The following is a 21,571-nucleotide window of genomic DNA, read 5'->3' on the forward strand; positions in this document are numbered from 1 at the left end:
GCATCAGCTGCTACTCAGATGGGGTTCCTAGTTGTAGCTCACGCTCAGGAGCATCGCCTTCAACTGGGCGTACTGCGTGCTGCCCATCCAGGCCTTCGCTGCTTCAGGGGTGGCGAAGGTGGGCTGCTTGTCGAAATCGAACACGACGTATGCGTTCATGAACCCGTTGGGCATCCGGATCAGGTTGGTGCCGGAAGAAGTAACTCCTGCCTCCAACTCGGACGACAACCGAATATCCATGGCGTAGAAGGGAGGATCGTCCGTCGGGCCTGTACGCGGTGAAGGCATGCCCTCGTAGGCGGGCCCGTCATAGGGGATGTATTGGACTTTGTTCGAGAAGAAGCCAAACTCCACTTGCCCCCCAGACGTGTCCCTGACGCCAGGAACCACTGCCCGGTCGAGCACTGTCCGGTCCACGCTGCCCGCCGTGCCGTCACCGTAGAAGCCGCTATTGATGCGGGCCACCTCGGCGCCCGCGCTGTCCAGGATGGTGGCCCCTTGGGATGCGGCCTTCGTTTCCTCCGAAAGGTAGGGCCCCTGCTCCGTCTGGACAGTCCAACCGCTCGGGTAGTTGAAGGAGATGTGTCCATCCGGGAAGGTGAACTTTTGCAATGCTGCAACTGGCGGCACGGTTGGCGTAGGCGTTGGTGCCACCGGAGGAACGATCGCAGGCGCCGGCTGAGTGGGCGTGACCGGCGTCGGAGCACCGGAAGGGGTCGCTGAAGCGCTGGCCGAAGAAGTGGCGGACACACTCGGCGTTGGCGTTGGCTCAGGTGTGGTGACGGTGACTGCCGGAGCCGGCGTCGAGCTGATTGGCCCAAAGTTGGCCGCCACGAGGACACCGGCAGTGACGGCGGCGGCTCCCAGCAACAGCGCTCCGGCAATCCGGACCTTTCGGTTCCTGCGATCCTGGAGCGAGCTCACGCCAGCCGGCACAGTGTCACTGAACACCCGAGGGCCTGTCAGCATCCGGGCCAAGGCTTCTTCGCCGTTGATTTCGGCCTCTGGTTCCTGGGCAAGAGGGTCGATCGAGGAAATCTGGCTCTTGATCTGGTCCATCTCAGACTCCCATCTTGTGTGTAGTCGTTTCGACACCTGCAGGCATCTGTTTCCGGAAAGCACCACGTGCGCGGTGCAAGCGGACCTTCGCTGCGGATTCACTGCAGTTCAGAACCCGCGCGATTTCGACGCAGCCCAAGCCATCCCAATACGCCAGCTGGAGGATGTCCCGGTCCTGTTCGCGGAGCCGGGCCATGGCATCCTGTACCACGACGTTCTCGGAGTCGTCCCCGAAACGCTCCACCGCCGTCGTGCGTAGCTTTTCCTGCAGCGCCTGTTGGCGATCACGACTCCGGTAGGCATTCCCCACGAGATTGCGGGCGACAGTGAGCAGATACGGGAGGTCGGGTTGAGAGTCGTCGTCCCATTTTTGCCAGATGACCCGGAAAACGTCCGCCGCGATTTCTTCGGCAATTTCCGCCGATTCCACCCTGCGGCGGACAAATCTGAAAACGGACGGATAGCTGTTTTTGTGAATGGCGATAAACGCCAGTTCGCGCTCGGAAAGCACGATTTTCCCCCTGAAAGTAGTGTCCTGAACTGCAGGATACTTCTTTAGTTTCCGGCCGGGGTCTTGTGGTTACATGCGCTGGGAGAATTTACGCCAGCCAGAAACCGCCCACGCGATCAGGAACAGGCACACCAGGACCAGGCCTGCGTCGCCAAGCTCGATCCCTCCCAGCCACGTAGTCAGCGGGTCCTCGAGTTCAAACGCCGCGTTGACGAATCCCCCGAGCGTGATCAAGGAGATGAACAGGGCCGAGACAGCCGAAATGCCGGTGATCACCACATTGAAGCCAAGCTTGCGCTGGGGGTCCTTGATGGCCGAGCTGTACATTTTCATCATGGCCACGCCGTTGATGGAATCGCACAACGTCATGGCCGCGGCGAACGCGAACGGGAGCGCCATCAAGGCAAACGGCGAGACTCCGGCGATTGACGCCGTCGTGGTGATAACAAGTAGTCCGATGGTGGTGGCCGTATCGAAGCCGAGCCCGAAGAGGAAACCGATCACATAGATGTTCCGCGGCCGCTCCACCTTTGACAGCGGCTTGGCCAGCAACCGGGCAACGAATCCTTTGGCCTCAAGGTCTTCTTCACTGATCGCTGCACCCGCCTGGACGCGCCAGTACACCTGCGTGGCACGCATGAATGCAGAGCCGTTGAAGAGGCCCATTCCCAGCAGGAACAAACCCGACACTCCGCTACCGATCAAGCCCAGCACCTTGTTGCCCGCCGTGCCGTCCTCCATGAATTGGCCTATCAACGTTGCGCCCGCCACCACGAGGAGCCCCGCCAGGATGACCACGGAACTGTGGCCCAGGCTGAAAGCGAAGCCGACGCTCACTGGATCCTTGCGCTGCGCGACGAACTTGCGCGTGGAGTTATCGATCGCAGCGATGTGGTCCCAGTCGTAGCTGTGCTTGATTCCGGCCACGTAGGCGGTGATCACCAAGCCGAGCGCCAAAGGCTGCGCCGCCCCTGCCGAACCCAGCAGCAAAAGCACGACGGCGGCAACGTGCAGGGCGCCGACCGCCCCGAACGTGAAAAGTAGCCGCGTGCGCAGTGGCAACTTCTCCCGATCCCGGTACATGGCGGCGAACTCCATCAGCGCAGGCATCAATACTTCCTCAAGTTCACGGGTCCCTGACCATACCAACGTTCACGGAGAACGCTAGTGAGAGAGCCCAGCAAATTTTGGAGTTCATCGGTGCTGTTGGACAACGATCTCAGCACAAGCCCCGTGGTCCCTCCAACACTATTGGTCAGCGATACGCCCGTGTAAGCATCGTGCTCCCGCGTCACGTGGTACAGCTCGTCCGCAAGCTGCTGGTCCACCCTCGGATCAACAACCACCAACGATCCCAGGTGGCTGAAACCCTCCATGAACCCCAAGCCAGTTACATCACCCAGCGGCGGCCGTATCAGGAGGTTATCGAGGGCCAATAGCCGGGATTCCTCCCCGGTTTCCACATGAATCTCATTACGCAGCCGCAACTCCTCATACCGGAACACCCCGCCGTCCGGCGACCACCCCGGCGTGACCACCTCGGCCATGACAAGGCTCGACGTCGGGTGGAGACTGATACGCGAATTCTGTCGATAACTCGCCTCCCGGTAGGCGATCAACTGGTCGGGCAACAACTCCAATCGCGTCCCCTCCCCCAGCCGCACATGCATCCGTTGTTCAGCAAACGACCCCGGAGTCCGATAAACCTTCGTAGCCGACTGCGTAGTCAACAACAAATCCGCCCCAGCCTCGACCTCCACGTCAACAACAAACAAATCCGCCCCCAAAAACGCCCCGCCAGGATTCACGATGACGTAGCAAACCTGCCCACTCTGATCGAGATAGTGCGGCCGCAACACTCTCAAAGCGCCCTCATGAAACTGCCGAGAAGCAACAGACCTCCCGCCACGCACACTGACGCAAAGCTCAAGCCGCCCCCGGACAACCCGCTCCGAAGGGCCCAACGCGGACTCGGGCCCTGAGTCATTTATCGGGGCCGGGCCTTCCGTGCCTTTTTTGCGGGGCGACTCGACCGCAGAAGGGGCGGAGCCGGGTGTAGGGGGCCGCGGCGTGGCGGGCATCGCGAAGCGGGCACGGCCCCCTACATCCGGTGAGGCCGCCGGACTATGAACGCTCATGATGCCAAGTCGAGCATCAGGACGTCCCGGCGGATCCAGTTCAGGACGGCGTCCAACCCTTCGTCCGTTTTGAGGTTCGTGAAGCAGAAGGGCTTGTTGCCGCGGAATTCCTTGGAGTCCCGCTCCATCACTGAGAGGTCCGCTCCAACATGGGGCGCAAGGTCCGTTTTGTTGATGATGAAAAGGTCGGATTTGATCATCCCTTGGCCGGCTTTGCGGGGGATTTTTTCGCCTTGGGCTACGTCGATGATGTAGATGGAGAAGTCGACGAGTTCGGGGCTGAAGGTGGCTGAGAGGTTGTCTCCTCCGGATTCTACGAAGATCACTTGAAGGTCGGGGTGCCGGGTTTTGAGCTCCTCGATAGCCGCGGTGTTCATGGAGGTGTCTTCGCGGATTGCGGTGTGCGGGCAGCCGCCGGTTTCGACGCCGATGATGCGGTCTTCGGGGAGGATGCCGTTGGCCGCGAGGATTTTGGCGTCTTCGATGGTGTAGATGTCGTTGGTGATGGCGGCCATGGAAATGTCGCCGCTCATGTGCCGGGTGATCCGCTCGACGAGTTGTGTCTTGCCGGCTCCGACCGGTCCGCCGACGCCGATTTTGATGGGTTCAGACATGTGTCCTCCTGTTAGCTCATGAAAATGCGGGCGCGTTGCCGCTCGTGCCGCATTTGTGAAATTTCAAGTCCGGGACTCACGGCCCCAAAGTCGTCCCAGCACAGTTGTGCTACAACCTCGACGGCGGCAGCAACGGCGTCGTGCGCGTGCCGAAGTACCCGTTGCCCGGCGTTCTGTCCGAGCGGAATGGCGCGCACGGCGTTCTGCGTCAAGGAAGTAACGGTGGCAAACAGATACGCAGCAAGCGCCTCTTCAAAGGGAACACCCAATGACCGCGCAATCACGCCAAAGGCCAAGGGCTGATGCCCCACAGCATCCCCCTCACGAAGCAGATCCCGATAATGATCCAACTCCGCCGACGGAAACACCTCCCCACCAATCTCCAGCAGCCGTCCCCCCATTTTCAAAGAAGCCTCCCGCACCTCCCGAGCCAACAACTGCGAAGAAAGAACAGAATCCAACAAACCAACATCCACCCCCTCATACAAGAACCGCACAGCCAACCCATCCGAATAGGTCAACTGCTGCGCAAGGAAGGCATGGAGCCAAGTGCCGAACGTAACCTCATCCCCCACAAGCCCACGCTCGATGTAGCCCTCAAACCCCAAAGAATGAGCAAACGCCCCCGTAGGCAACGCAGAGTCCGTCAATTGTTGAAGAGCCAGCTGATATGTCGCACTCATCGGCAACCTCGTTGGCCCGCAGGGCTGACGCTGGCCCGACAGGCGAAGGCGGGTGATAGGGGCCGCGGCGTGGCGGGCATCGCGAAGCGGGCACGGCCCCTATCACCCGCCGAAGGTTCGCCAACCACGACAGGTGCGCCCGGACTTTGGGTGTGAGGATTAGTGCGAATGCTCAGCATGGCGGAATGGCACCGGCATGACCCGCTCTTGCCTGTCGTAGGGGACGCCGACGCTCTTCAGATAGTCCTCGACGGTGTGGTCATACTGGCACACCATGACGTCGGTTCCGTACTCAGACAGGGAGTCGAAGAACTGTGCCTGTAGATGCCGGTTGCCGAGGGAGTGCGCGACGACCCCCATTTCGTGGATGCTCCGCGGGGCAATGACGAGGACGTCGGTGGGCAGCACGGAGATGACGATGAGGTTGGTGTCGTCGACGGCGAGGATGTCGCCGTCGCGCAGGTCGCCGGATCCGGTGGGGAGGCGAATGCCGAGTTCTTTGCCGTGGTCGGTGGTGACGCGTTGGATGCGTTTGACGAGCAGTGCGCTGGGGAGGACGACTTTTTCTTTGTGGTGGCTGGCATAGTCGTCGGGGTGCTCGTGGAGGTTGCCGAGGATTTTTTCGATGATCACGGGGTCGCCTATGGGTTTAGAAGAGGTGGTAGCGCTGCGCCATGGGCAGCACGTCGGAGGGTTCGCAGGTGGCTTCGACGCCGTCCACTGTCACCTTGTAGGTTTCGGGGTCGACGACGATGTCCGGGGTTTCGCCGTTGAACTTCAGGTCGGCTTTGCGCAGGTTCCTGATGCCGGCGACGGGCCGGATGATGCGTTCGAGGCCAAGTTCGGCCGGTACTCCGGCGTCGACCGCTGCTTTGGAGAGGAAGGTGATGGACGTCTGCTGGAGTGCCTTGCCGTAGGTGGCGAACATGGGCCGCATGGTGCGGGGCTGGGGCGTCGGAATGGAGGCGTTGGAGTCGCCCATAAGTGCGTAGGCGATCTGTCCGCCTTTGATGACGAGTTCGGGTTTCACTCCAAAGAAGGCGGGGTCCCACAACACCAGGTCGGCGAATTTCCCTTCTTCCACGGAGCCGATGACGTCGGCCATGCCCTGTGCGATGGCGGGGTTGATGGTGTATTTGGCGACGTAGCGCTTGAGGCGGAAGTTGTCCGAATCTGCAGCACCATGCACAGCGCCGGACGGATCCTGAAGTACCCCGCGTTGCCGTTTCATGGCATCAGCCACTTGCCAGGTCCTGGTGATCACTTCTCCCACGCGGCCCATTGCCTGGGAGTCCGAGGATGTGATGGCGAAGACGCCAAGATCGTGCAGGACGTCCTCGGCTGCGATGGTTTCCGCGCGGATGCGGGAGTCTGCGAAGGCCACGTCTTCCGGGATGTCCGGGTTGAGGTGGTGGCAGACCATGAGCATGTCCAGGTGCTCTTCAATGGTGTTCTTGGTGTACGGCAACGTGGGGTTGGTGGACGCGGGTAATACGTTGGGCAGCCCGGCAATCTTGATGATGTCCGGCGCGTGGCCGCCACCGGCACCCTCGGTGTGGAAGGTGTGGATCACACGGCCGTCGATCGCATTGAAGGTGTCTTCCACGAACCCGCACTCGTTGAGGGTGTCCGTGTGAATCGCCACCTGGACGTCATATTCGTCGGCCACGCGCAGGGACATGTCGATGGAGGACGTGGTGGAGCCCCAATCCTCATGGACTTTCAGGCCTACGGCACCAGCGCGGATCTGCTCTGCGAGGGGCTCGACGGCGGATGCATGGCCTTTGCCTAACAGGCCGATGTTGATGGGGAGCCCTTCGGCGGCCTGGAGCATCCGCGAGATATGCCAGGATCCGGGCGTGATGGTGGTGGCTTTGGTTCCTTCCGCAGGCCCGGTGCCGCCGCCCACCATCGTGGTGACGCCGCTGCAGAGTGCGGTGGGAACCTGTTCGGGGGAAATGAAGTGGATGTGGGTGTCGATGCCGCCAGCTGTGAGGATTTTCCGTTCGCCGGCGATGATCTCCGTGCTGGCACCGATCACGATGTCCACGCCGTCCATGATCTGGGGGTTGCCCGCTTTGCCGATCTTGAAAATGTGGCCGTCCTTCAGGGCGACATCGGCTTTATAGATTCCTGAGTAGTCCAGGACGATGACGTTGGTGATGACGGTGTCCGGGATGTCCTCCGAGCGCGTCGCCTGGCCGTTTTGGCCCATGCCATCGCGGATTACTTTGCCGCCGCCGAACACTACTTCTTCCCCGTAGACCGTGTAGTCCTTCTCGATTTCGAGGAAGAGTTCGGTGTCTGCCAGACGGATGGCGTCACCTGTCGTTGGGCCGTACAGCTCGGCGTATTGCCGGCGGGGAAGTTCGAAGCTCACTTGGCGTCTCCTTCCATGGCCACGCCCGGGCGAGCGGTCCCGCCAAGGCGTGTTCCGCCGTCGAGCTTTCCGTTGACAGCGTTGCTCAAGCCGAAAACTTCGCGGAAACCTGCCAACTCCACCAGGTTAATGGTCTTCTTGTCGCCGGGTTCGAAACGGGCCGCGGTACCGGCGGGGATGTCCAGACGCCGGCCATAAGCCGCTTCACGGTCAAACTCCAGGGCACGGTTGGCCTCGGCGAAGTGGTAGTGCGAGCCGATCTGGACGGGCCGGTCACCTCGATTGACAACTTCGACGGCAATCGCCTCACGGCCGCTGTTGCAGGCGACGGGCTCGGGGCGGAGCCTGTATTCACCGGGGATCATGGGGGCTCCTATCGAATGGGGTTGTGGACAGTGACGAGCTTGGTGCCGTCGGGAAACGTGGCCTCGATTTGGACGTCGTGGATCATCTCGGGCACGCTTTCCATGACGTCTTCGCGACGCAGCAACGTGGTTCCGTAGCTCATGAGTTCCGCAACGGATTTGCCGTCCCGCGCGCCCTCGATGAGCTCGTAGCTGATGATTGCGATGGCTTCGGGATAGTTCAGCTTCAATCCGCGAGCCTGCCTTCGCCTGGCCAGATCGGCAGCCACCACGATCATGAGTTTTTCCTGCTCACGGGGCAAAAGGTGCATTGATTCTCCTTCAAGCTGCTACAGGGGTGCACACGTAGGGACAGTTTGTGATCAGCGTAAGGACTGGAAGTTTCGGCCACATTTCCAGAGGGTCTCACTCAGCTGTGGGCTTGGCCGCCGCTCGATGTTTTCGGAACTGCCACACGCCCAGGAGGACAACCACGACGACGCCCACCACCACTGCGGCACCCCGCCCCACGGCATGGGCTAATTCCTCGTACGAGTTGCCCGCGACGAATCCCAGGGTCACGAACAAGGCGCCCCAGATGATGCCGCCGGTGAAGTTCCAGATTGCGAAGCGGCGGTATGGCATTCGGCTCAGCCCGGCGAGCGCGGGCATCACCGCGCGGAAAAAGGCTGTGAAGCGGCCAAGGAACACGGCGAGGCCGCCGCGGCGGGCAAGGAAATCTTCGGCCTTTTGGAGCTGCGCCCTTCTCTTGTCCAAGAGTTTCAGGGCCATGATCCGTGGACCGAGGTGCTTGCCGATCTCGTAGCCGACTGTGTCACCGAGGATGGCTGCGGAGATGACCACCAGGATCATTCCCCATAAGGGAAGATCGCCCCGGCTGGCGAAGACTCCCCCTACCACCGCGGCGGTTTCGCCTGGGATTACGAAGCCGATAAACAAGGCATCCTCGGCGAAGACCAACGCGAAGACTATGCAGATCACCACCAGTGGGCTGGCGTGAAGGAGTCCGTCGAACAACGACTGCATAGGGCTGAGTGTGGCAGATCAGCGGTTCTGATGGGAGTCGCTTCGGGCTGTGTTTTAGTGCGGCTTATCCATAGACAAGCCTAATACATCATTAATATACTAGTTGAGTACTTCACGTTACACCGTGATCAGCTCGATGAGGAGTTAAACAGCTCATGCAGAAACTCGCACACCGGCTCGAACGCCTGGGCACCGAAACTGCGTTCAGCGTGGCGCAGGCCGCTGCCGCTTGGAAGGCCAAAGGGAACCTGGTGTACCCCTTCCACCTTGGCGACATCAATATCCCAACGGCCCCTCACATCGTTGAGGCCATGAACAAGGCAATCACCGATGGCTACACGGGCTACTGCCCCGGTCCCGGTATCCCCCAGCTTCGGGAAGCCCTCGCCGAAGACCTCGGCGCACGCCGCGGGATGGAGTTCTCCCCCGATAACGTGGTGGTGATGACCGGCGGCAAGCCCGTTATCACCAAGTTCCTGCAGGCCGTCATGAACCCCGGCCAGGAGGTGCTCTACCCCAACCCCGGGTTCCCGATCTACGAATCCCAGATCGAATACCTCGGCGGCACCGCTGTCCCTTACCGTTACGTCCCCACAAGCGACGGTTTCGCAATCGACCTCGACCAGGTGCGGGCATCAATCACCCCGAACACGGCCGCGATCATCTACAACGACCTGCAGAACCCCATCTCCGCCGAATCGACGGCGTCCGAACGCGAGGCCATCGCACAGATCGCACAGGAGCACGATCTCTGGGTGCTTTCCGATGAGGCCTACTTCGAGACGCGCTATGAAGGAGTCTCGAGCTCGATTGCCTCCCTTCCGGGCATGGCCGAGCGCACCGTCATTCTCTACACGTTCAGCAAGAAGTTCGCCATGACGGGCTCCCGGCTCGGCTGTGCCGTTGCCCCGCTTGAAATCGCGAAGGTGCTCAGCACGCTCAACACCAACGATGAATCATGCACCACCCACTACGTGCAGTGGGCCGGCATCGAAGCCCTTCGTGGCCCCCAGGAACCAGTGCAGCAGATGCTGGACATCCTGAAGGAACGCCGGGATACCGCATGCGGGATCGTCAATGCCATCCCGGGAATGAGCGTGGCAGTTCCGCAGTCCACGTTCTACCTGTTCCCCGACGTCACCGAAGCCATGGCTCGTTTGGGGTACTCGGCAGTGGGCGACTTCGCCAGCGACGCGCTGTACAAGACCGGGGTTTCGTTCTGCACGCGTGAACACTTCGGCCGGCGCCTGCCCGGCGAGGAGCGGCAGTACATCCGGCTCGCGTACTCGGGCATCGAAGTGCCAGACATCCGCGATGGCCTGGGCCGCCTGCGTGAATGGATCGAGACGGCATGAGCCGCATAGTCGTCACCGGACGTGTACCCGAACCCGCGCTCCAGAAGCTCCGCGCCGAACACGAGGTGGATGCTTGGGAGGGCTCGGACTCCATCAGCCGCCAGGAACTTCTGCGGCGGGTGGCAGCAGCCGATGCCATAGTGAGCCTGCTGACTGAACGCATTGACCCTGAACTGCTGGACGCCGCCGGCCCGCAGCTCAAAGTAGTTGCGAACGTAGCTGTTGGCTATGACAACATCGATGTCCCCGCCTGCACCGAACGAGGTGTAGTTGCCACGAACACGCCTGGCGTGCTCATCGACGCCACAGCCGACATCGCCCTCGGCCTCATCCTCATGGCCACGCGGCGGCTCGGCGAAGGGGAACGGCTCATCCGTTCCGGCCAGGCCTGGAAGTGGGGAATGTTCTTCCTGCTCGGCAGCAGCCTGCAGGGCAAGACCTTGGGCATCGTCGGCATGGGTGGCATCGGCCAAGCCACCGCACGCCGGGCCAAGGCCTTCGGTATGGAAATCGTCTACCAGTCCCGCAGTGAAATCGACCCCGCCATCGCCGCGGAACTCGGTGCACGCCGGGTGGAACTGGACGAATTGCTGACCATTTCCGACGTCGTGTCCCTGCACTGTCCGTACGGACCGGCCACGCATCACCTGATCGGCGCCGAACAACTGGAAGCGATGAAGGACACCGCCTACCTGGTCAACACTGCGCGGGGTCCAATCGTCGACGAAGCAGCACTTGCCCTTGCGCTTCGCGAAGGACAGATCGCGGGCGCAGGCCTCGATGTCTTCGAACAAGAGCCCAAGGTGCATCCGTGGTTGCTGGAGTTGGAAAACGTGACGCTCGTACCTCACCTCGGCTCCGCCACGGTGGAAACACGCACTGCCATGGCAGTACTCGCGGCGGACAACACACTCGCTGTACTCAAAGGTGAACAACCGCCTACTCCCATCAGCTAGGGGAACGGCAGTTGCTGTGGCGGCGGGTAATCCACCCGCCGCCACAGCCTTAACCCCGATGAACTAATTGTTCCGCCCGCGCGCGGCGACCTTCCAGGTGTCCACCACTGCGCCCTCACGAACCACAGTGACCTCGTCCACCAGGTTCATGGCCAGGCAAACGTGGTTCGGGATCAGCCTGAGCCGCGTGCCCAGTGCCGGCAGCTCCTCAGAGTCCGGCCAAACAACGGTGGCATGGTGTTCAGAAAGCGCTGTAATCCGGGCCTCCCGGTATTCGGGCAGGCGCCCATATCCGGTGGCCCAGTCCGGACGGTCGCTGCCCAGGATCTTGCTGCCCGCGTCCACAACCACCCTCCGGACATTCCCGCCGTCGGACTCGTGGCGGCTGACAACAGTCGCAGCGACAGTCAGCGCGATGTCATCCCATGTGCACCGTTCCAGTTCAAGCTGTTGGGCATCACCGAAAACATAGACGCCCGGGCGCAATTCCGTGGCCAGGGTTTCGGCGTCGAGCAATGCGGTCGGGGTGGAGCCGCCGCTGATGGTGCGGACCTCAAAGCCGGCGCGTTCCAGTGCAGCCGAAGCACGGCCGAGGGCGTCGTTCTCGTTACCCGCTGCATCCCTTGGCATTCCCGGCTTGTAACTGTGTCCGGGGAATGTGAAGACGCCGGCAATGTTCAGGCCGCTTGCTGCGGCCGCGCGGGCAACGTCCACCACTTCTCCGGGCAGCACCCCGCTGCGGTGATGTCCGCTGTCCACTTCGATCAGGACATCAATACTCCTGGCGTCGGCGCCCAACTGGCGGCCCATCGCCGTCGCGCTTTCCGCTGAATCGGTGCCCACAGTGATGGCACAAGTGTTGGCAAGCTTCCGCAGCCGCTCCGCGTGGTGCGCTTCAACCCAGAGCGGGTAGGCAATGAAAATATCCGTGGCGCCCCCGGCCGCAAAGACCTCGGCCTCCCCGATCGTCGCCACCGTGAGCCCAACCGCTCCGGCCGCAAGCTGCTTGGCTGCGATCTCCAGCGTCTTGTGTGTCTTCACATGGGGACGGAGCCTCAGTCCCCTGCTCAGCATGCTCGATGCCATGCGTTGGATATTGCGGTCGAGAACATCGACATCGATCATGATGGCTGGCGTGAGAATTCCGTCGGGGACTGCTTGGTTCATTCTTAGAACAGTAACGTCCTACGGCGCGGACTGCCTGACGCGCAGCGAGAACTCCGCTTCCGGCTGCTCCACTTTGTCAGCAGAACCTTTGCCTTCGATCCTGTTGATGAGGAGTTCGACGGCGCGCTCCGCAATTTCCGCGCGGCCAGGCTCCACTGTGGTCAACGACGGCGATGCGAAGCGCGCTTCGTCGATGTCGTCGAACCCCGCAACCGCTATTTCGTCCGGAACCCGCTTGCCGCGGACAAGGAGCTCGTGCAACGCCCCCAAGGCAACGACGTCGTTCAAACCGAACACGGCGTCGAATCCAACCCCGCTGTCCAGCAGCCTGGCGATCGCGTCCGCCCCGCCGTCGCGCCGCCACTCGCAGTCGATCACGAGGGTCGGGTCATACTCCACAGCAGCGGCAGCGAGCGCAGCTTTGTAGCCGCTAAGGCGTAGGCCGTTGCTGCCGGTTGTGTCGCCGTCGCGCGCGCCCAAAACGGCTATACGACGGCGACCTCCCGCCAGCAGGTGTGCGGTGACAGCCGCTGCTGCCTCGTGATTTTGAATGAGGACCATGTCCAGCCGCGGGTCCTGCACGAATTCGCCCAGCAGGACCAAGGGTTTCTTGCCGGCGGCCTGGATGATTTGCCCGGCGTCCAGCGACAGCGGGATGAAGAGGAGCCCGTCGGTGAGGCTGCGGAATTGGCCTTGCAGTGCAGATTTTTCGTGGTCGGCCTCGTTGCCGGACTGCTCGACGAGGACCCGGTAGCCGCGCGCCCAGGCCGCCTTCATGATGTCCGAGGCGAGCTCGGCATAGTACGGAACCGAGAGGTCGGCCAGCACCAGCCCGAGCATGCTGGTCTTGCCGGAACGAAGGCTGCGGGCCGTCAGGTTGGTTTCGTATCCGAGTTCTTCGATCGCATCCAGGACGCGTTGTTTGGTAGCAGGCCGGATGAACTCGTAATCGTTGATGACGTTGGAAACCGTCTTCAAGGAGACCCCGGCGGCCCGCGCGACGTCGTTCATGGTGACGGCCATCAATTTGCCCCTTCAATACCTTTGCCCCGGATCCGAGCACCGGGCTGCTGGGATACATCGTTGCAGATCACGTGGCTCTGTTGTGTTGCAGTGCTCAGGCGTAGTGTCGGTAGTAGGAGATTTCGGGTGTGGCTAAATAGGTCCGGAGTTGAATATCCGGGCTGTGCGCGAACTCGAGCGCATTGCCGCCAGCTGGAGTCAATCGCTCTGGCGTTGCCTGGAATGAGGCCGAAATGGCCCAGAACGATGCAGTACCCACAGCGGAGCAACTGCAGGACCTGCTGCTGGAGAGCCCGGGCTTCACGGAATTCCTCTTGGGCTTGACCACCATTTCGGCATCCTTGTTGGGCGGGGATGTCCCCATGCTCTGCGCCATCACCGTCGAGCGGAACGGGGGCCCGGCCACTGTCGCGAGCAGCACAGAGGCGGCCCAGCGCCTGGACGAGAAACAGTACGAGTTCGACGACGGGCCGTGCCTTACCGCGCTCCGGCAGCAACAGACCATTTTGGTTGATGATCTTCAGGCCGACGTCCGCTGGCACCATTACGCTGACGCTGTCTCACAGGAAGGTATCAAGACCATGTTGGCGGTACCGATCACCACCGACGATGACTCACGCGCCGCATTGAATTGCTACTCAACCGAAGCAGGCACGTTCGACCCTGAGACGGTGGCATCCATAGGGAAGCACGCGGAATCCTTATCCAGGATCCTGCGGCTGGCCCTTCGCCTGCACACCCCGGATCCATATCCGGTTCATTTGCGCTCAGCTTTTGAGTCGCGGGCGATAGTCGATGCGGCTATCTCCCTCATCATGATCCAGAACCGTTGCAGCAGGGACTCCGCACTCAGGCTCATCCAGTTGGCATCCCGCAACAGCGATAAGCGGCTGCATGAAATAGCAGAAGACATCCTCCAGCGGGCAGGTAGCGAAGATAAGGGGAACTCACATCAGAGGGGCCGGATAGAACCGGCGGGGCAGTAGGGCTCAGGAATAGTAAGGAAAAATAATGACTGAAACACAGGCGTCGCGCCACATCGCCAGCCCTCCCAGTTTTCTTGGTCCCTATGAGGACAAACTGGATCTGACGGACTTCGTTGAGCATCTGCAGGATCTCTTGGTGGAGAATGCCGATATCCGTGAATTCCTGCAGGACCTGGCTGAGTTGACTGCGCAGAAGCTCACTAGAAACGGAAATACAATTGCCTGCGGAGTAACAGTCATCCGGCAGAAGAAACCCGTGGCCGTGGCCGATAGCGATCCACTGGCCCGGAAGTTGGACGAAATCCAGAACAGCTTCGGCGATGGCCCTTGCCTTTCTGCCCTTCGTACACGAACGATCAGCCACGTCCCGAACGTTTACGAGGAAGATCGCTGGCCTGAGTACATGCGGGCCGCAGCGGCCTCCAACGTGGGCTCCGTCCTGGCCCTCCCGATGGAATTGAACAGCACGGCGGAGGCTGTGGTGAATCTCTACTCCACTCGCCCCCATGGCTTCACCCACGAGGACCTCTTGTCGGCAGAGCGCGTCACGGCCACAGGCGCAAAAGCTCTCCACCTGGCCTTGAAGATCGCCCAGCTGCGGGACGCACGCGAGAACCTCACCGCCGCTCTCGAATCCCGCACGACCATCGACACCGCCGTCGGAATCATCATGGCGCAGAACCGCTGCAGCCGGGACGCGGCCTTCCAAATCCTCGTCAGCGCGTCCAGCCACCGCAACATCAAACTCCGGGTAGTGGCACAGGGGATCATCGCCCACATTGCCGGCGACCGAAGGATCTCCGCAGCTTTCGAAGAATAGCAAGGAACCTGTCTACATGCGGTTTTTCTGGTCAAAAACCCATTAGGCTGGATTTGGAACACGGGAGTCCAGCGATTTCAAAGAATGTTTCAGTCGGCCAGCCGACCTGAACGGCCGGGAAGAAGGTCATGACCAAGAAGCAGCTTCCTCTGGACGAACTCTCGGGCGCCATCGGCCGGATCCTGGGCCTCCTGTTGACCGAGGAAAAGGTTGACCAAGCCGTTCAAAGCCTGTCGCAGGCCATCAAGGAATCCGTACCCGGCACCCTTGGCGCAGGAGTCTCCATCCTCGATTCGCAGGCACGGAGGACCAGCACCGGCTTCACTGACAGCATCGTGGAACAGACAGACTTCCTGCAATACGAGTTGGGCCAAGGGCCTTGCCTTACGGCTTGGGCTTCGGAAGAACCCGTGCTTATCGAGGACCTAAGCACGGACCCACGGTGGCCTGAATGGCGCACAGCCGTCAGCTCCCTTCCCATCAAATCGGCGGTCAGCGCACCCCTGATCGCGAACGGGCACAGCATCGGGGCTATTAAGGTCTATGCGCCGGAACCTTCGGTCTTTGACGCAGGCACAGTCACGCTAATGGAGCTCTTCGCTTCCCCGGCCGCCACTCTTCTTTCCCACATTCAAAGCAGCGAAATCCCCAAGCGCATCAGTGCGGGCCTGCAGGCCGCGCTGCACAGCCGCGATCTGGTCAACCGGGCCTGCGGGATATTGATGGAACGCCACAAGATCACCCATGAACGGGCCCTGCAGCAACTGATAGGGAACGCCCGCGACCAAAGCATAACCCTGCAGGAAGTCAGCGCCGAGCTTGTAGCCGGGATCCCGGCAGACCAAAACTAAGGCCGCAGGATATGGGCTTCGAACGTAAAGAACCCGAGCAACGCCGAAGGCTGCTGGAAGCCCTCACCGCGGCGCGGATCAGCACGGGCACACTGTGGCTGCAGTACTTCAGCATCGGCGGTTCCGTGGGTGAGTACGAAGTGGAGGCGTACCTGCAGGGAATGCTGTCCGTCCCGGAATTGGAAAGGGACCTCCTGGCAATGGCGGCAAACGAACTCCTGAACAACCAAGCCGGTCCCCACGCTCCATACGCTGACGAGGTTCCCTCCTCGGATTCCAACGGTTCCGACGCCGGTCCTGCTGATTCCGAACCCGATCTTCCAAGCGACGAAGCCGATCCCTCCTAGCTGTCACACAGCGCTCATCCGCCTGCAACGCCCCTGCAACATGAATGCGGAAGGCTGGAGCCACAAGGCCAATCGGCCAAGGTGGCAGCAGCCGGCGGAGGGGAGCAAACATGAGCGCGGCAAACAGGGATCTTTTCCAGGCGCTGAAGACGCAGGCCAGCTTGGCGCAGGCCTTTGGCACGTTGCCGGGCAGCCAGGAGGAGCCACATGCCCTTAGCCCCGGCGAGTACATAGAGGCGTGGCACAACGGCCGCCTTTACCACCGGGGCACGGTGCTCAAGACAGTCGCGGGTACCGATTTGTTCTGGCTCCAGGATGCAGAAACCGGGAGCCGACGACTGCTGGATATGGAATCCCTGGAAATCGTCGCGGCCGGGCAACCAGCTCCGACGCCCGCAACTCAGGCGCCGGAGCCCTTCCAGGACGCTCCGTCAGAAGCGAAGGTCACACCGATTTCGCTGTATCCGATCTTCCAGGACGGATCGCAAGCGATCGCCTAGGAATCCACCGACAACCGGATCATGCTCCAGCTCACGGCCGGAAGCGCCGCGGTGAGTCGGCCGCCGTCGAGCGTTACACTAACGTTCTCTGAGGGCAGGACGGACGTCGAATCATCCGCGGTTGCCTGCCAGTACGGGTCCTTGTTCGTGTAGGTGACGGCCTCAATGAGGCTGGTGGTCCCCAAACCCCCGACGGCGGCGTCGAGCGTGAGTGCGTCCGTCGCCGAACGGTTCACGGCGAAAACCACAACCTCCTTGGCTTCGGCGTCGTAGGTAGCCACGGCAGACAGCGCGTTGAAGCTTGCCGTCTTTTCGCTGTCCAGCTCCGGCGACTCAACAGCGAGATTCAGCACCGTGCCCGAGGCATGCTGGGAGGTGAGCGCGAACGGGTGGAACGTGGTCTGCTTCCAGGAGCGCCCGCCCGGCTCGGTCATGATCGGTGCAATGACGTTGACCAGCTGCGCGAGGCTGGCGGAGTGGACGCGATCCGTGTTGCGAAGCAATGCGATGAGCAGGTCCCCCACCACAACGGCGTCCGCCACCGTATAGCGATCCTCCAGCAGAACCGGCGCAACAGGCCAATCATCACCCGTGGGCACTTTGGACTCGTCGCGGGAACCGTGCCACACATTCCATTCATCGAAGGAGATGTTGATCTGCTTTTCCGATTTGGTTGCGGACTTCACGTGATCGATGTGGGCGACGAGGTCCTTGATGAAGGCCTCCATCCGGTGCCCGGCAGACAGGTGCTCCTGCAGGTCACCGAAGTCCTCGAAGTACTGGTGCGCGGAGATCAGGTCCACTAGCTCATACGTCTCGGTGAGGACAACGCGCTCCCATTCTCCGAAGGTGGGCATAGTCGGGCCGGAACTTCCGCATGCCACCAGCTCCAGGTCCGGGTTGACCATGCGCATGGCCCGGGCAGTTTCGGCGGCGAGGCGAGCATACTCGCCGGCCTCCTTGTGGCCGATCTGCCAGAAGCCATCCATCTCGTTCCCGAGGCACCACATAGTGATGTTGTGGGGCTCGACGGCGCCATTCTCCTTGCGCTGTTCGGATAGGGCCGTGCCGCCTTTGATATTGCAGTACTCCAGGATGTCCAGTGCTTCCTGCGTCCCGCGGGTGCCCAGGTTAACCGCCATCATGGGCTCGACACCGGCTTTCCGGGACCACTTGGCAAACTCGTCCACACCCACCAGGTTTGGGTCGCTTGAGTGCCAGGCAAGGTCAAGCCTCGTTGGGCGGTCCTTCTTTGGCCCCACTCCGTCTTCCCAGCGGTAGCCGGAGACGAAGTTACCTCCGGGATACCGGACCGTGGAGACACCCAACTCTTTCGTGAGTTCCAGGACATCGGTACGGAAACCGTCCTCGTCCGCCTTTGGGTGTTCGGGTTCGAAGATGCCTGTGTAGACGCATCTGCCCAGGTGCTCGACGAAGGCACCGAAGGTCTTCCGCCTGACGGGACCCACGATGAATGCGGGATCGATGGTGATTTTGGCGGTCGGGGTTTCCGGGTTCTGGGTTCCCAAAGGGCGTCCTTGTCTGCTTGCTGTGGATTGAGTCAATTTACAACGTTATAGAAACCATGTTGGTGGGGGCTGGGTGTGCGAGTCAAGAAGTTTTTCCGGGAAACCCAGGATTGTTCGGTTGAGGCTTGCGGGGTTCGCCGCACGGCGGAAATAAAAACAGGCCGGAGACTCAACGTCTCCGGCCTGCAGAGAGGGTGGGCCCTGTGGGGATCGAACCCACGACCCACGGATTAAAAGTCCGATGCTCTACCAACTGAGCTAAAGGCCCCTCCAGCTGTTGAAACAGCCATGAATACTGTACCTCAACGTCAAGCAAGTCGAGGAACGGAGTCGGCAACGCGGCGTCGTGACCCATTTTGAGCAAACAGCCGACGACGGCGCGCGGCGGCAGCGGCGTGTCGGCCCTCCTCCGGCGGCAAATTAGGTCGGGAAGGCGCGCGGGCAACAAGAAAGCAGCCAAAGAAACCGTTACTCGACCCCATCAGGGGCACAGGAGTACGGTGAACTCATGAGCGAACAGCCAGGATCACGTGCTTACGGCGGAGCGAACAGGCACCACAAGCCCAAGCCCTTCGCGCCCATCGATTTCGAACCGTTCGCTGGTGGAGCAGATCCCGCCCGCGTCTCCGAGGCTGCCCACCTGGCCGCCCAGGCGCTCGTAAAACGTGGCCGTGACAGCGACGACCCCAAAGTCACCCGTCGCCTGGTGAAGCTTGCCGACGAGCAGGGCCTCGAAGCCATCGCCGAGATGTGGGCCGAAAGCCCCGCCCGTTCCCTGCCCGGCGCTTTGTGGAGGCTCTATGCCCTCCGCGCCGCCACCATCCAGAACCCCGAGCGCATTTCCGTATACTTCAGGGCGGGCCGCGACACCGCCCAGGTATCCAACGTGGTTGCAGGGGCAGCGGAGCCACCGGGAGCCGACGAAATGAAGACCATGGCCGACGCTATTTTGTCTGGCGCCTTCGACGGCGATTTCGACGTCGCGCTGGAACGTTCCGCTGCATTTTGTCGGGTTGTTGCGCTCGGCCAGGCGACCCTGGCGGACGGGGCGGAGCACAGCAATGAAAGCCATGCAAGCAAGCTCACACGCAACTCACACCAGCTGGTAAAGACGGCCGAGGACCTCGAACACGCCGCCAACGCATGGCGATTGGGAGAGCTGGATTAGGGGCGAAAAACCCCGAAATTTACCCACGTCTGGCCTCGCCTGTCAATGTTGACTTAGCCCCACCGACGTAGAACACTGAAACTGGTGCCGAACCGCGAAACCCCCGGGCTTCAACTTATAGCCGCTTCGAGCGGCCTACCGCCGAGAGGCGTATCCGGTTCGGCACCATTTTTATGCCCGGAAGCAGTTCAGGGCTAGCCACCCCTGAATATGAGCCGGCGACCACACCCGCCCACTTACCGGTGGCCGTCGTCGTACCGGTAAAGTTGGGGCCGAAGCGGGAAGCGTCAAGTCAAGCAGCCCGCAGCCCATCCGTCCCCGGCCCGGAAGCGATATGAAGCTGCGCCTTTTCCCCCAGGAACCTGCCGGGCTGGTACTGCTCGCGCAGATGGCCAGCGTCATTGTGGCCGCCACCGGAACACTCTCAGAGATCCTCGGCGCCCAGGCCAGTGAGCATGAACGCCTGACTGAGGAACTTCACGAGCATGAGTCGAAGTCCCTGGACCTGCACTTTGCTCTCCTGACGCACATGCGCACCAGCTTTGTGAACCCGCTCCCCCGCGAGGACATGTACGCTCTGTCCCGCCACCTCAACGAGGCAATGGAGAAGCTCGACGCCGCGGGCGAGTTGGTTGCCCTCTACAAGCTTGAGCGCCTGCCGAAGCGCGCGGCCGATCAACTGGAGATCATCAGCCGCCAGGCCGAGCTGACGGTGGACGCCATGCGAAAGCTTGAGGACCTCGATGAACTTGAGGACTACTGGATTGAGATCCTCAAGCTGGCGAAACGTGCAGAGCGAACCCACCGCACGTGGGTGGCCGAAATGCTGAAGGATATGAAGTCCACCCAGTATGCGCGGCACCGGGACATCGCCAACCAGTTGGTGGAAGTGACCAAGGATATGCGGAAGATCGCCACACAGGTAGGCAGCATCATCGTCAAGGAATCATGACGTGATCGTTGCATTCCTGGTCCTCGTGGTGGGTTTGGCTTCAGGGTTCGCGTTTCTCAACGGCTTCCGTGACGTCTCCAATGCCGTGGCACTATCCACGAGGACACGAGCCCTAACGCCATCCGTAGCGGTTCTCCTGGCAGCTGTTTTCAACTTCATCGGCGCCATGCTCAGCGGCAGCTTCGTGCTCGCGTTCACGCAGTCCTGGATCACACTTCCCAATGGCATTGGCGGGCTCTCGATGCTGACCTCTGCCCTCGCCGCCTCCATCATCTGGGGCGTGTACGCGTGGTGGCGGGGCATCCCTTTGTCTTCCACCAACTCACTTGTGGGCGGCCTGATCGGCGCAGGCGCTGCGAGCGCGCTGGTGGGCGGGAACTCGATCAACGGTGTGGACAACGTCCTCCTTACCCAGGTGGCGCTGCCTTTGGTCCTGTCCCCTTTGATCGCTTTCGTTGCCGCATACCTGCTCGTATGGCCGGTGACTTGGGCGGCACGCTACACGCAGCCGAATGTCATCAACAGGCGTTTCCGCCGCGCGCAGGCTGTGTCTGCGGCGGCTGTTGCGTTCGGCCATGGGCTTCAGGACGGTCAGCGTACAGCCGCCGTTCTCCTGCTGGCCCTCGTGGCGGCCGGGTTGTCCAGCGGAGGTGAACTCCCCCTGTGGATCCTCCTTCTGACTGCGATCATGCTGACAGCTGGCACCATGTTTGGTGGCTGGAGGGTCTCGCACACCCTGGGTCACAAGTTGATCCGCGTGGACCCTCTTCGAGGCTTTGTGGCTCAAACGCTGACGTCCGTGATGCTCTTCGTCGGGGCCATCGGTTTGCAATTGCCACTGTCCACCACGCACACCCTGACGGCGTCCGTGCTGGGAGCAGGCACCAACCAGCGCTTCGCCACCACCAACAGGCGTCTTGTGCGCAGGATTCTCCTGTTCTGGGTGGCCACCCCGCTAGTCACGGCCGCCGCGGCATTCGTCCTGGAGCTTGCGTTCTCACCCCTGGCGGACCTCCGACCCAACTGAGTCGCATTTGTGCGCGTTTTGAGGGCTCAAAACGCGCACAATTGCGACTTAGTTGGGTGCAAAAAAGTGACGGCGGCCGTACCCCCAAGGCGACGGCCGCCGTCGTTCATTGCC

General features: G+C 61.5%; 24 protein-coding genes and 1 tRNA gene. 10 read left to right on the forward strand and 15 right to left on the reverse strand.

From position 1 onward, the window contains the following. Window positions 1-27 precede the first annotated feature (27 nt). From ACFX4T_RS21255 to ACFX4T_RS21305, 11 genes are all read right to left on the reverse strand, one after another. Entirely contained in the window at window positions 28-1,059 is a 1,032-nt protein-coding gene (locus ACFX4T_RS21255; protein WP_377653946.1) for a hypothetical protein, read from the reverse strand. 1 nt (window position 1,060) lies between these two features. Continuing rightward, window positions 1,061-1,570: an RNA polymerase sigma factor gene (locus ACFX4T_RS21260; RefSeq protein ID WP_377653948.1), complete on the reverse strand. Its 510-nt coding sequence runs from the start codon at window positions 1,568-1,570 to the stop codon at window positions 1,061-1,063. 69 nt (window positions 1,571-1,639) lie between these two features. Next, complete coding sequence (locus ACFX4T_RS21265; RefSeq protein ID WP_377653950.1) at window positions 1,640-2,680, reverse strand: HoxN/HupN/NixA family nickel/cobalt transporter; 1,041 nt, start codon at window positions 2,678-2,680, stop codon at window positions 1,640-1,642. Continuing rightward, window positions 2,680-3,708, reverse strand: coding sequence for an urease accessory protein UreD (locus ACFX4T_RS21270; RefSeq protein ID WP_377653952.1), 1,029 nt, complete (start codon window positions 3,706-3,708; stop codon window positions 2,680-2,682). The genes ACFX4T_RS21265 and ACFX4T_RS21270 overlap by 1 nt, the downstream gene beginning before the upstream one ends. After that, window positions 3,705-4,322, reverse strand: coding sequence for an urease accessory protein UreG (ureG, locus tag ACFX4T_RS21275; RefSeq protein WP_377653954.1), 618 nt, complete (start codon window positions 4,320-4,322; stop codon window positions 3,705-3,707). Before ureG ends, ACFX4T_RS21270 begins: the two co-directional genes overlap by 4 nt. Before the next feature lie 11 nt (window positions 4,323-4,333). After that, window positions 4,334-5,005 carry an urease accessory protein UreF gene (locus tag ACFX4T_RS21280; RefSeq protein ID WP_377653956.1) on the reverse strand — a complete coding sequence of 224 codons (672 nt, stop codon included), beginning with the start codon at window positions 5,003-5,005 and terminating at the stop codon, window positions 4,334-4,336. A gap of 159 nt (window positions 5,006-5,164) precedes the next feature. After that, window positions 5,165-5,638 (reverse strand): urease accessory protein UreE, encoded by a 474-nt coding sequence (gene ureE, locus ACFX4T_RS21285; RefSeq protein ID WP_377653958.1) that lies wholly within the window; start codon window positions 5,636-5,638, stop codon window positions 5,165-5,167. Between the two features lie 16 nt (window positions 5,639-5,654). Beyond that, on the reverse strand, window positions 5,655-7,385 hold the full coding sequence (ureC, locus tag ACFX4T_RS21290) for an urease subunit alpha (RefSeq protein ID WP_377653960.1): 1,731 nt from the start codon (window positions 7,383-7,385) through the stop codon (window positions 5,655-5,657). After that, window positions 7,382-7,750, reverse strand: coding sequence for an urease subunit beta (locus tag ACFX4T_RS21295; protein ID WP_377653962.1), 369 nt, complete (start codon window positions 7,748-7,750; stop codon window positions 7,382-7,384). The genes ureC and ACFX4T_RS21295 overlap by 4 nt, the downstream gene beginning before the upstream one ends. An 8-nt stretch (window positions 7,751-7,758) precedes the next feature. Then, window positions 7,759-8,061, reverse strand: coding sequence for an urease subunit gamma (locus ACFX4T_RS21300; RefSeq protein ID WP_377653964.1), 303 nt, complete (start codon window positions 8,059-8,061; stop codon window positions 7,759-7,761). 94 nt (window positions 8,062-8,155) lie between these two features. Further along, window positions 8,156-8,776, reverse strand: coding sequence for a DedA family protein (locus ACFX4T_RS21305; protein WP_377653966.1), 621 nt, complete (start codon window positions 8,774-8,776; stop codon window positions 8,156-8,158). 155 nt (window positions 8,777-8,931) lie between these two features. Between ACFX4T_RS21305 and ACFX4T_RS21310 the strand changes: the two genes are divergently transcribed. Both ACFX4T_RS21310 and ACFX4T_RS21315 read left to right on the forward strand, forming a co-directional pair. Further along, window positions 8,932-10,131 carry a pyridoxal phosphate-dependent aminotransferase gene (locus tag ACFX4T_RS21310; protein ID WP_223947552.1) on the forward strand — a complete coding sequence of 400 codons (1,200 nt, stop codon included), beginning with the start codon at window positions 8,932-8,934 and terminating at the stop codon, window positions 10,129-10,131. Then, window positions 10,128-11,087 carry a 2-hydroxyacid dehydrogenase gene (locus ACFX4T_RS21315; protein ID WP_377653968.1) on the forward strand — a complete coding sequence of 320 codons (960 nt, stop codon included), beginning with the start codon at window positions 10,128-10,130 and terminating at the stop codon, window positions 11,085-11,087. Before ACFX4T_RS21310 ends, ACFX4T_RS21315 begins: the two co-directional genes overlap by 4 nt. A 63-nt stretch (window positions 11,088-11,150) precedes the next feature. Here ACFX4T_RS21315 and ACFX4T_RS21320 read toward each other — a convergent pair whose 3' ends face one another. Further along, window positions 11,151-12,254 (reverse strand): D-TA family PLP-dependent enzyme, encoded by a 1,104-nt coding sequence (locus ACFX4T_RS21320; protein WP_223947550.1) that lies wholly within the window; start codon window positions 12,252-12,254, stop codon window positions 11,151-11,153. An 18-nt stretch (window positions 12,255-12,272) separates the two neighbouring features. Beyond that, complete coding sequence (locus ACFX4T_RS21325; protein WP_377653970.1) at window positions 12,273-13,277, reverse strand: LacI family DNA-binding transcriptional regulator; 1,005 nt, start codon at window positions 13,275-13,277, stop codon at window positions 12,273-12,275. Window positions 13,278-13,510: 233 nt separating this feature from the next. Between ACFX4T_RS21325 and ACFX4T_RS21330 the strand changes: the two genes are divergently transcribed. From ACFX4T_RS21330 to ACFX4T_RS21350, 5 genes are all read left to right on the forward strand, one after another. After that, complete coding sequence (locus tag ACFX4T_RS21330) at window positions 13,511-14,263, forward strand: GAF and ANTAR domain-containing protein (RefSeq protein ID WP_377653972.1); 753 nt, start codon at window positions 13,511-13,513, stop codon at window positions 14,261-14,263. A gap of 25 nt (window positions 14,264-14,288) precedes the next feature. Continuing rightward, window positions 14,289-15,083 carry a GAF and ANTAR domain-containing protein gene (locus tag ACFX4T_RS21335; RefSeq protein ID WP_223947547.1) on the forward strand — a complete coding sequence of 265 codons (795 nt, stop codon included), beginning with the start codon at window positions 14,289-14,291 and terminating at the stop codon, window positions 15,081-15,083. 128 nt (window positions 15,084-15,211) lie between these two features. Next, complete coding sequence (locus tag ACFX4T_RS21340) at window positions 15,212-15,934, forward strand: GAF domain-containing protein (protein ID WP_377653974.1); 723 nt, start codon at window positions 15,212-15,214, stop codon at window positions 15,932-15,934. Window positions 15,935-15,945: 11 nt separating this feature from the next. Beyond that, window positions 15,946-16,281, forward strand: coding sequence for a hypothetical protein (locus tag ACFX4T_RS21345; RefSeq protein ID WP_223947545.1), 336 nt, complete (start codon window positions 15,946-15,948; stop codon window positions 16,279-16,281). A 110-nt stretch (window positions 16,282-16,391) separates the two neighbouring features. Further along, window positions 16,392-16,781: a hypothetical protein gene (locus ACFX4T_RS21350; protein WP_223947544.1), complete on the forward strand. Its 390-nt coding sequence runs from the start codon at window positions 16,392-16,394 to the stop codon at window positions 16,779-16,781. Here the strand turns inward: ACFX4T_RS21350 and ACFX4T_RS21355 are convergent. Beyond that, window positions 16,778-18,310, reverse strand: coding sequence for an alpha-N-arabinofuranosidase (locus ACFX4T_RS21355; protein WP_223947543.1), 1,533 nt, complete (start codon window positions 18,308-18,310; stop codon window positions 16,778-16,780). The genes ACFX4T_RS21350 and ACFX4T_RS21355 overlap by 4 nt on opposite strands. A gap of 195 nt (window positions 18,311-18,505) precedes the next feature. Further along, a tRNA-Lys gene (locus ACFX4T_RS21360) sits at window positions 18,506-18,578 on the reverse strand. Window positions 18,579-18,818: 240 nt separating this feature from the next. On the opposite strand from ACFX4T_RS21360, the gene ACFX4T_RS21365 reads away from it, so the two are divergent. The 3 genes from ACFX4T_RS21365 (at window position 18,819) to ACFX4T_RS21375 (ending at window position 21,457) form a co-directional block, all read left to right on the forward strand. Beyond that, on the forward strand, window positions 18,819-19,478 hold the full coding sequence (locus ACFX4T_RS21365) for a hypothetical protein (protein WP_216922681.1): 660 nt from the start codon (window positions 18,819-18,821) through the stop codon (window positions 19,476-19,478). Window positions 19,479-19,812: 334 nt separating this feature from the next. Beyond that, on the forward strand, window positions 19,813-20,430 hold the full coding sequence (locus ACFX4T_RS21370) for a DUF47 domain-containing protein (RefSeq protein WP_216922682.1): 618 nt from the start codon (window positions 19,813-19,815) through the stop codon (window positions 20,428-20,430). A gap of 1 nt (window position 20,431) precedes the next feature. Continuing rightward, complete coding sequence (locus ACFX4T_RS21375) at window positions 20,432-21,457, forward strand: anion permease (protein WP_377653979.1); 1,026 nt, start codon at window positions 20,432-20,434, stop codon at window positions 21,455-21,457. Window positions 21,458-21,571 lie beyond the last annotated feature (114 nt).

It is taken from the genome of Paenarthrobacter sp. YIM B13468 (genome assembly GCF_042788025.1).
Classification (GTDB): Bacteria; Actinomycetota; Actinomycetes; order Actinomycetales; family Micrococcaceae; genus Arthrobacter; species Arthrobacter aromaticivorans.